Origin of the sequence: Synechococcus sp. B60.1, assembly GCF_047462555.1 — a bacterium.
Classification (GTDB): Bacteria; Cyanobacteriota; Cyanobacteriia; order Thermostichales; family Thermostichaceae; genus Thermostichus.
In genome coordinates, this window is record NZ_JANSJN010000007.1 from 24,829 (window position 1) to 33,770 (window position 8,942).

General features: G+C 62.5%; 6 protein-coding genes. All 6 read right to left on the reverse strand.

The features are described from left to right. Window positions 1–69: 69 nt before the first annotated feature. Window positions 70–1,140: a 3-deoxy-7-phosphoheptulonate synthase gene (locus NW863_RS01525; RefSeq protein WP_414336186.1), complete on the reverse strand. Its 1,071-nt coding sequence runs from the start codon at window positions 1,138–1,140 to the stop codon at window positions 70–72. Window positions 1,141–1,696: 556 nt separating this feature from the next. After that, window positions 1,697–3,058, reverse strand: a complete 1,362-nt coding sequence (locus tag NW863_RS01530) for an efflux RND transporter periplasmic adaptor subunit (protein ID WP_414364002.1) — start codon at window positions 3,056–3,058, stop codon at window positions 1,697–1,699. A gap of 50 nt (window positions 3,059–3,108) precedes the next feature. Further along, window positions 3,109–4,401, reverse strand: a complete 1,293-nt coding sequence (locus NW863_RS01535; protein WP_414364003.1) for an NAD(P)/FAD-dependent oxidoreductase — start codon at window positions 4,399–4,401, stop codon at window positions 3,109–3,111. A 76-nt stretch (window positions 4,402–4,477) separates the two neighbouring features. Beyond that, window positions 4,478–5,014 carry a cytochrome b6-f complex iron-sulfur subunit gene (gene petC / locus NW863_RS01540; protein ID WP_414359196.1) on the reverse strand — a complete coding sequence of 179 codons (537 nt, stop codon included), beginning with the start codon at window positions 5,012–5,014 and terminating at the stop codon, window positions 4,478–4,480. 111 nt (window positions 5,015–5,125) lie between these two features. Further along, window positions 5,126–5,716 (reverse strand): DUF3365 domain-containing protein, encoded by a 591-nt coding sequence (locus tag NW863_RS01545; RefSeq protein ID WP_414364004.1) that lies wholly within the window; start codon window positions 5,714–5,716, stop codon window positions 5,126–5,128. 42 nt (window positions 5,717–5,758) lie between these two features. Continuing rightward, window positions 5,759–8,942: efflux RND transporter permease subunit (locus NW863_RS01550; RefSeq protein ID WP_414364005.1), on the reverse strand; the 3,184-nt coding region annotated here is incomplete at its 5' end.

Sequence of the window (8,942 nt, forward strand, 5' to 3'; positions counted from 1 at the left end):
GAGGGAGAGGGGAGTTGCACTGCTGCCGAGCACAACTTTATTGCCTTGCTTGGGTCTTGCGGGGCTTTTTCAGTGATTCAAAGCCAAGGTTTTCCCTGCTACGACTGCTGCCATCTCCTGCAACAGATCCTCGGTCTCCTCCCAGCCGATGCAGCCGTCGGTGATGGAAACGCCGTACTTGAGTGGTGCCCCTTCCTGCCAGGTTTGCTTGCCTGGGTTGAGGTTGCTCTCCAGCATCAGCCCCATCAAGGCCCGCTGCCCTGCTTGGTACTGCCGCAGCACTGCCCGACAGACGGCTCCCTGCTGGCGGTAGTCTTTGTGGGAGTTGTCGTGGGAGCAGTCCACCATCACCGAGCGCGGGATCCCTTGATCCTTCATCAGCAGCGCCGCCCGCGCCACATCTTCCGGGCCGTAGTTGGTCTTGCCGCCGCCGCCGCGCAACACAATGTGCCGGTCTGGGTTGCCGGTGGTTTTCACCAGGGCCGTCATGCCGTCTTGGCCGATGCCCAGAAAACTGTGAGGGTGACTGGCGGAGAGAATGGCGTTGAGGGCAATTTCCAGCCGCCCGTCGGTGCCATTTTTGAAGCCCACGGGCATAGAGAGGCCACTGGCCATTTCCCGGTGGGTCTGGCTTTCGATGGTTCGGGCGCCGATGGCCGCCCAGCTCACCAGGTCTGCGGTGTATTGGGGAGTTACCGGATCCAACATTTCTGTGGCACAGGGCAAGCCCAGCTCGTTGATCTGCAATAGGATAGAACGGGCCAGTTGCAAGCCAGTGGCAATATCGCAGGAGCCGTCCAGGTGGGGATCATTAATGAGGCCCTTCCAGCCCACTGTGGTGCGCGGCTTCTCAAAATAGGTGCGCATCACAATCACCAGGTGCTCGCGGGTTCGATCGGCCACCCGCTTGAGGCGGTGGGCATACTCCAAGGCCGCTTCGGGATCGTGGATGGAACAGGGGCCGACAATCACCACCAAGCGATGGAGATCCCGCCCGTGGATGATGTCGCGGATGGCTTGCCGCGTGGAGAGCACCACTTGGGCTGCCGTTTCCGTCAGCGGCAGCTTGGCCTTGACAGCAGCAGGGGCAATCAAGGGAGTCACCTCTTGGATGTTGCAGTTGTCGGTTTGGGGGGGCATAGAACTGTCCTTCATCGTGGGCAAGATTGTGTGCAAGGGATGGGAAGTGAGGGAATGGAGCATCGAGCCATCAAAAAAGCCCTGGCACTGGGCTCAGGGCTTCAGGACTGACTCGGGTAAACCTAGGCTCTATAGTTTACGCGCCACCCTTCCGCCCTGGTCGTTGCCAGGGAAAGCTAAAGTAGCCAAAAAAGGGAGCGCGCCAGGTCATCTTCAGGGGAAGGAACTCGGAATCTGTACGAGATGAGTATAGCGGAAGTATACCCAAAAAGAAACTGGATTTACCAAGACGGGTTCAGGTTCTGGGTCGCTCCCAGGGTTCCCAGGCGCAGCCCAGAGGACGGTTTTCTCCCACCCAGATCAAGAAGCTTGCCCGCTCCGTAGCCATCACTCTGCGACGCTGTTGCAAGCGGGGCGAGGAGAAAAGCTTCAGGGCGGTGAGGGACTTCTTTCCGCTGCCTCAGCCCGACAAGGTCGCAGCGGCGAAAGCCCCGCAAGCCCGGTGGAAATCAAGAAAGTCAGCAGAACTCTGGGCTTCTGTCCTAGGAAACAGTTTTCAGAAGGATCTAGCCCGGACGGCAGCCGCTTCCTGGATTACCTCGTCTCCAGGCTGTAGCCCACTGTGGATCTCCACCTGATCCCCATAGCGGGATCCCACCACCACGGGCGTAAACAGCGGCTTGCCGTCCACCAGCCGGTACACGCCCGTAAGGCCGAACTGTTCTACCAGGCTTGCTTGGGGCAGGAGCAGGGCTTGGCGGGTTTCTCCTGCCAACTTCAGACGGCCCAGCATGCCCGGCATTGCTCCGGGGAGCGGGGGAATCTCCACCTTCACCTCCACCGTTCTTGAGCTGGGGTCGGCGCTGGGGATGATTTGGCGGATGGTTCCCTCCACGGTTTGGTTGAGGCTGTCGATGTTGATGGGCACCGCTTGTCCCACCCGGATTTGGCCGGCCAGGGATTCGGGCAAGGCCACGGAAAACCGCAGCCGCTCGCTGCTTTCTAGCTCCACAATCGGCTGGCCCGGCCCCGCCAAAGCCCCTACCTCCACATACTTGCGGGTGACGACGCCGGCAAAGGGGGCGACCAGGGTTCCGTAGGCAAGGTTGGCTTGGGTTTGCGCCACCCCTGCCTGGGCCTGGGCCATGGCTGCCTGCACCTCAGGGATCCGGCTTTCCGCCTGGGCAAGCTGGGCCCGTGCTTGGGTCAATCCCTGTTCGGCCTGCTGGATCCCGGCCTCGAGCTGGGCCAGGCGGCCCAGGAGCACGGCTACCCGCGTATTGGCCTGATCCACCTGGGCTTGGGCCACGGCTCCTTCGGCGTGCAGCTTCTGCATCCGCTCTTGGTGCAAACGGGCCTCCTGCAGCTCCGCTTCCGCCTGCTGCTTCTGGGCTTGCACCTGGCGCAAGGCTTCTTCCGCTCCCCTCACCCCCGCCTGGGCGGCCAGAAGGCCTGCTTGGGCCTGCTGCAGTTGCGCCTCAGCCTGTTGCCGCTGGGCTTGGGCCTGTTGCTGGGCGGCTTGCACATCGCTGATATCCAGGCGGGCAATCAGGGATCCAGCCGCCACCCGCTGCCCCTCCTGAACCGGCAGCTCCACGACTCGGCCCACGATGCGGCTGCTGAGGGGGGTGCGCTCCACGGCCTCTAGGCTGCCCACCAGGATCCGCTCTTGGCTGATTTCCCGTGGCTTGACCTCCAGCGTGGTCAGTGGGGCGGCCTCGGTGGCTTCCAGGGACCCTGTCCCGCCGACGCGACCGGCAACCTCCAAAGCTGCCCCCCCTTGGCCGGGCCGGCCTTGGGATCCCAGCAGCCAGCCGCCCAGCCCCCCTAGCGAGAGGAAGAGCAGCGCCCAGCCCAGGTGGCCCCAGCTCCAGCCGGAAAACGTTTGTTGTTGCAACCTGCCGACTTGAGTTTTCATAGCGCAAGTGTCCGGCGTAACTTGAGCGTGACGAGAAAATCGGAACTTTTCTAAGGGGAGACCAAATCTCCCAATGGCTTGGAGATGGGCTCTATCAGAGAGAGCCCCACCCCCTGCAAACTGAGGCGCTCAAACCAAGGCACCGCCCACCCCCAGCGCATCTTGGCCAGGAAATAGTGCTCAAAGGCGGACTTGAGCCAACTGACCCATGGCCCTTGTACGGCCAGGGCGCGGCGGCGGCGCCCCAGCACCGGCAAGACAGGATCCGCCAAAAAGAGAATGCCCGTATCGCCGAAGTCGGCAAAGCAGATGGCTTCCAGCGTCGGGCTCACGGGTTCCCCCCGCAGGGCTCCCAGGCGCAGGGCGATATTGTGCGCCACTGCCATCCCCATCGCCTCGGTCATCTGGCCGGTTTTGGGCACTCCCACCGGCAAAGGGGTTGTCTCGGAAGGGGCTAGCTGGGTCACCACGCCCACCGCATAGAAGCTATCGAAGTCGGGATGCTGGTAGGTGGAAGTTACCGGCAGGAAACCGCGGGCGTCCGTCAGGCCGGGGACTTCCCGCAGGAACTGGGCTCCCCGGAAGGGCGGCAGCAGCATGGCGTAGGCAAAAGGGATCCGCTCCCCTTCTGCCAGCACGATTTCCCCCTCTTCGACACGGGCAATGGCAGTATTGGCCAAAACCCGGATCTGCCGCTGGGCCAGCAGCCGTTTCACCAGCTCCTCGGCCCCCGCCATGCCGCCAATCCCGAAATGGCCAGCATAGGGCTCCGGCGTGATGAAGGTGATGGGCACCTGCTCCCGCAGCCCTCTTTTTCGCAACTGCCCCTCGGCCAGCAAGACAAACTCATAGGCCGGCCCAAAACAACTGGCCCCCGGCACCGCTCCCACCACCAGCGGCCCCGGCTGGCGGAGAAACTCTGCCCACGCCTTCTGAGCTAGCAAAGCATGGTGCGGCGTGCACACCGACTGGGTAAACCCCTGTTCCGGCCCCAGACCTGGGATGGCGTCCAAGGCCAACTCCGCTCCCGTGGCCACCACCAAGTAGTCGTAGGCCAGAGGCTCCCCGTTAACCCGCAGGGTGCGCTTTGGCGGCTGCAAGTCGGTTACCGTGCCCTGGATAAATTCAATCCCCTTCCTCTCCAGCCGCTGCGGCAGCTCCACCTGAATGTCCGCCAGCCGCTTCAGGCCCAGCGCCACCCACGGCAGAGAAGGGGTAAACGTAAACTTTGGAGTATTGCTGACTACAGTTACCTGGTGGGATCCCTGCGGCAAAAGATGCCGCAGCTCGTAGGCAGTAGGCAGCCCTCCCAGCCCAGCCCCAATGACGACGACGCGAGCCATCAAAACTGCTCCCCCTCTTTTCTGAACTTGATGAAAAAAACCTGCGGCCAGAAGCCGATCCCAAGAGCGCCCTCCTTCACACCCACCAGGGCAGACTCCCCGTTCGCGGATCGACATCCAACCAGGGAGAGAGCCAGATCCACCCCTCCCGCACCTCCACCCGCACCAGTTTCAGAGGCAGCGCTGCCGGCCCTCGAATCACCGAGCCATCAGCCGCATAGCGGGATCCGTGACAAGGACACTGGAACTCTTCGGCCAGCGGGTTCCATGGGAAGGTGCAGCCCAGGTGGGTACAGTTGTTCACCAGCCCTTGCTCGTCCAGCTTCCCCCCCTCCCTAACGGTGAGGTAGGTGGGCTCCCCCGCCAGACCCGCCACCAGCGCCCGCGTCCCAGGCGGCTCTGCCAAGATCTGCTCCGCCGGGATCGGGTTCCCCAGCTTGTCTTTGGCCAGGGCCGATCCATTGGCGGATCCCTCCGCCGGCGGGATGAGATAGCGGCCCAGCGGGTAGAGCACCGAACCCGCCACCGCCGCCAGCGCCGAGCCGGTCAGGAAGTTGAGAAAACGGCGCCGCGACAGCGGCGGCTCTTCAAACGGAACCAGGGCAGCGTCCATAGAAATTAAACTCCTTTGCAACCTTCTCCCATCATTATTTTGGCAAACTATATAACTATATGTCGATAAAAAGATAATACAGAGTCCCCTTCCTCTCCCTAGGACAAGGGGCTATTGAGGAGATTCCTCCTCTTCGGGAATGAACACGGCGTACATGCCCCGCAGGTCTCCCACCTTGAAGTCGTAGGCCCGGTCTTGGGGGTACTTGCTGACAATGAAGGCCGGTCGCGAGTCCTTAGGCCCGTGACAGGCCAGGCAGCTAGCCTCGACGTTGATGCGGCGGTAGTAGCGAATGCCCCTCTGGCCAGCCAGCACTTCCCGCTCCCAAAAGCCAATGAGCTCCGGATCCCGCTGGAAACGGGCCAGGGCCATCGTGGCGTGTAGATTGTCGGGGGCGTGCTCCGGGTTACGGTACTTTTGGGCAATTTGCTTAACTTGCCAGCCATTTTCTTGGGCCAGGGCCTGCGCCTGCACCGCCACAGGGCGACAAACCTGTTTGAAGGTCTCGGCATCCACCCCCGCAGGTGAGGATCCGGCCAAGCTGGCCGCCAGGCCGTGCCGCAGTTGATCCAGGTATTCTACGGACTCCACCGCTTTGGCCAGTTGGGCGGGATCCGGCTGGGCCAGGGCGGCGGCAGCGCCCCAGCCCAAGCTGCCCAAGGCCAGCGCCAGCAGGAGCCATCTTCTCAGGTATGTCCACATCGTCTTGTCTCCTTCTCGAAGGGTGGATGTCAAAAAGTTTCTCTACGGGTGGGATGGCTGAGCAGCAGCTTGCTCCAGAGCCAGCTTTTTGGCAAGGCGGATTTGCTCCCCGTAGAACCAGATGGGAATGACCACCAAGGTCAAGGCGGAAGAGGTCAACATCCCCGTCAACAGCGTCCAGGCCAAGCCCGACCACACCGGGTCGGACAAGATGGGCACCGTGCCCAACATGGTGGTGATGCTGGTCAGCAAAATCGGACGAAAGCGAACGGCCCCGGCTGCCACAATGGCTTTTTCCAGGCTGACCCCCTGGGCCCGCTGATCGGCGATAAACTCCAGCAAGACGATGGCGTTGCGCACCACGATCCCCGCCAAGGCGATCACCCCAATCATGGCCGTGGCGCTGAAGTACACTCCGTTGAGGCTAAAGCCCACCAGGATGCCGATGAGGGCCAGGGGAATGCTGCCCAAGATGATCAGCGGAACCTTGAAGCTGCGGAACTGGCCCACCAGGATGAGGTAAATCAACAAAATGGCTACCAACATCGCGAGGCCCAGATCCCGGAACACGTCCAGGGTCAGCTTCCATTCCCCATCCCACTGGATCCAAAAGCCCTTGGGGAGGGGATGCCGCCAGAAATAGGCTATTTGATCCAAGACTGCATAGACCGAGGAGCGGCGGGCCATCTCGCCCATTACGTAGGCCACGGGCCGCTGGTCTTTATGGAAGATGGGCTCGTCGGCCACCGTGGGCACCCACTCCACCAGCTCCGACAGGGGAACCAGGGATCCCGTCGGCGTCGGCAGTTGAATGCGGTTGAGATCCTCCAGGCTTTGCCGGGCCGACGGCTCGAGGCGGACATGGATCCCCACGGGTGTCAGCTCCCCGGGCAGTTGCAGGATGCTGACGGTGGATCCCCGCAGGGCCAAGCTCAAGGTCTGGGAGACCTCCGCCGTGGTCAGGCCGACGCGGTTGGCCCGCTCCGGATCCACCTTCAGGGTCAACTGGGGAATGGGGTTTTTCACCGAGTCGTCGATGTCCACCACGCCCTCCGTCTCGCCAAACACCTGGCGCACCTGCTTGGCCAACTGCCGCAGTTGGGCGTAGTCGGGGCCATAAATTTCTGCCAGCAGGGTAGACCGCACGGGCGGCCCAGGTGGATCTTCCACCAGCTTGACGATGGCGTTGTGCCGCTCCGCCACCGCTTGCATAGCAGGCCGTAGGCGCAGCACGATCCCTTCCGAGTCGATCCGACGGGCTTCCGGCTGGCTGAGGTGGACGCGGATGTCGGCCACATCCTCGCCCTCGCGGCGGTAGGATCCCCGCAGCAGGCCGTTGAAGTCCACCGGCGCCCCCGTACCGACGTAGGTTTCAAAGCTAAACACCTCGGCATCCTGCTTGAGCACCTCCTCCAGCTCGCGGGCTACAGCGTCGGTAGCGGCCAGCTCCGTCCCCCGCGGCATATCCAACTGCACTAGGAAGGTGTCCTTGTCCGCCTTGGGCAGCATGCGAAACTTTACCACCTGGGTCAGGGGCAGGAGAAAGCTGGCCAAGAACAGGCCAGTGACCACCCCAATCAGCAGACGCCGCCGGAAGGCCGACTCCAGCAGCGGCTGCATTAGGCGGTGGTAGAGCCGATACAGGCGCGTTTCTTCCAGAGCGAGCTGGGGTGGAGAGGCCTCGGTGGAGGGCTTGAGGCGAATCCAACGGGCCGCCAGAAAGGGGGTAACCGTCAGGGCCAGCGTTGTGCTGATGATCATCGCCACCGGCACATTAAAGGGGATCGGCCCCATGTAGGGCCCCATCATCCCCGTGACAAAGCGCATGGGCAGGAAGGCCAAAATGACCGTGATGGTGGAGAGAATAACCGGCACACCCAATTCCTCCACCGCGGCAATCGCCTCCTCCACCTTCTCGCGAAAGTTCATGCCGGGGCGCAGCTCAAAGCGACGGTGGATATTCTCCGTAACGGCGATGGCGTCGTCCACCAAGGTGCCCAGGGCCAGGATCAGGGCAAAGAGGGTGATGCGGTTAATCGTTTGGCCGGCAACCCAGCCCACGCCCAGCGTGCCGGCCAAAGTTAACGGGATTACAAAAGCCACAATGGCCGCCTCCCGCCAGCCCAGGAAGATCAACAACAGGCCCACCACAATGCCGATGGCCTGGAAGAGGCTGTTGTAGAGGTTCCCAACCGCTTTTGAAGCCGTCCGCCCGTCGTTGCGGGTGACGGCAACCTGGATCCCGGGAGGCAACTGCGGCCGCAACTCTTCCAGCCGCCGAAAAATGGCCTTGGCTACGGTGACCGCGTTGGTTCCCGGCTTCTTGGCAATGCCGATGGTGACCGCCGGCTGGGTGATCCACTCTCCCGTCGAGCGGCGGCGCGGATCCGGATAGGGCTCTGTGATGGGCTCGTCGCTGCGGAAGTGGATGCGGGTCAGGGAGGTGCGCTCGGCAAACTCATCCCGCACGCTGGCTACATCTCTGAGATAGACCTCCGGCTTGATCTGAATGGCGGCCACGTCCTCAGCCGAAGCCAGCCGCTGTCCCCCCTCCAGGCGGATCTGCTGGGATCCCACCTCCACGTCTCCCGCCGGCAGTTGCAAGTTTTCGGCGGCAATGCGCTGGGCCACCTGGGTCGGGGAAAGACCATAGCTGGCCAGCCGCTCCGGATCCAGATCCACCCGAATGGTGCGGGGATGCCCGCCCACCAGCGTCAGGTTGGCCGTGTTGGGAAGGCTGCGCAGATCCTCCAGCAGCCGCTCTCCCACCCGCCGTAGCTGATTGTCGGTGTAGTCGGCCCCTGTCAAGGTCAGGGTAACGATGGGAACATCGTCAATGATGACCGGCTGCACCTGATAGCTGGCGCCAGGGGGGAATAGCTCCGGGTGGCTAAACAGATGGTTTTGCAGCTTAAACAGGCTGTCTTCCCAGTTTTCCCCCACCTCGTACTGCACCGTGATCAAGCCGCCAGAGGCCTGGGCCACCGAATAGATGTGGTCGATCCCTGTCAGCTCCCGCAGCTTCGCTTCCACAGGGGTAATCAGCGTCTTCTCCACAACCTCGGCGCTGGCCCCCGGATACCGCAAAACTACATCCGCTGCCGGGACGACAATTTGCGGGTTTTCTTCCTTGGGGGTCAAGGTCGCTGCCAGCAGGCCAAAGATGGCCAGGCCCACAATAATCAAGGAAGTAAGCTGGGCGTTGTTGATAAAGTAAGCGGTAACC

What these genes read in the sequence shown, in the direction of transcription:
- NW863_RS01545 (WP_414364004.1), bottom strand. Translation starts at nt 5,716, where the DNA reads ATGTGGACATACCTGAGAAGATGGCTCCTGCTGGCGCTGGCCTTGGGC.
- NW863_RS01535 (WP_414364003.1), bottom strand. Translation starts at nt 4,401, where the DNA reads ATGGCTCGCGTCGTCGTCATTGGGGCTGGGCTGGGAGGGCTGCCTACT.
- NW863_RS01530 (WP_414364002.1), bottom strand. Translation starts at nt 3,058, where the DNA reads ATGAAAACTCAAGTCGGCAGGTTGCAACAACAAACGTTTTCCGGCTGG.
- petC (WP_414359196.1), bottom strand. Translation starts at nt 5,014, where the DNA reads ATGGACGCTGCCCTGGTTCCGTTTGAAGAGCCGCCGCTGTCGCGGCGC.
- NW863_RS01525 (WP_414336186.1), bottom strand. Translation starts at nt 1,140, where the DNA reads ATGCCCCCCCAAACCGACAACTGCAACATCCAAGAGGTGACTCCCTTG.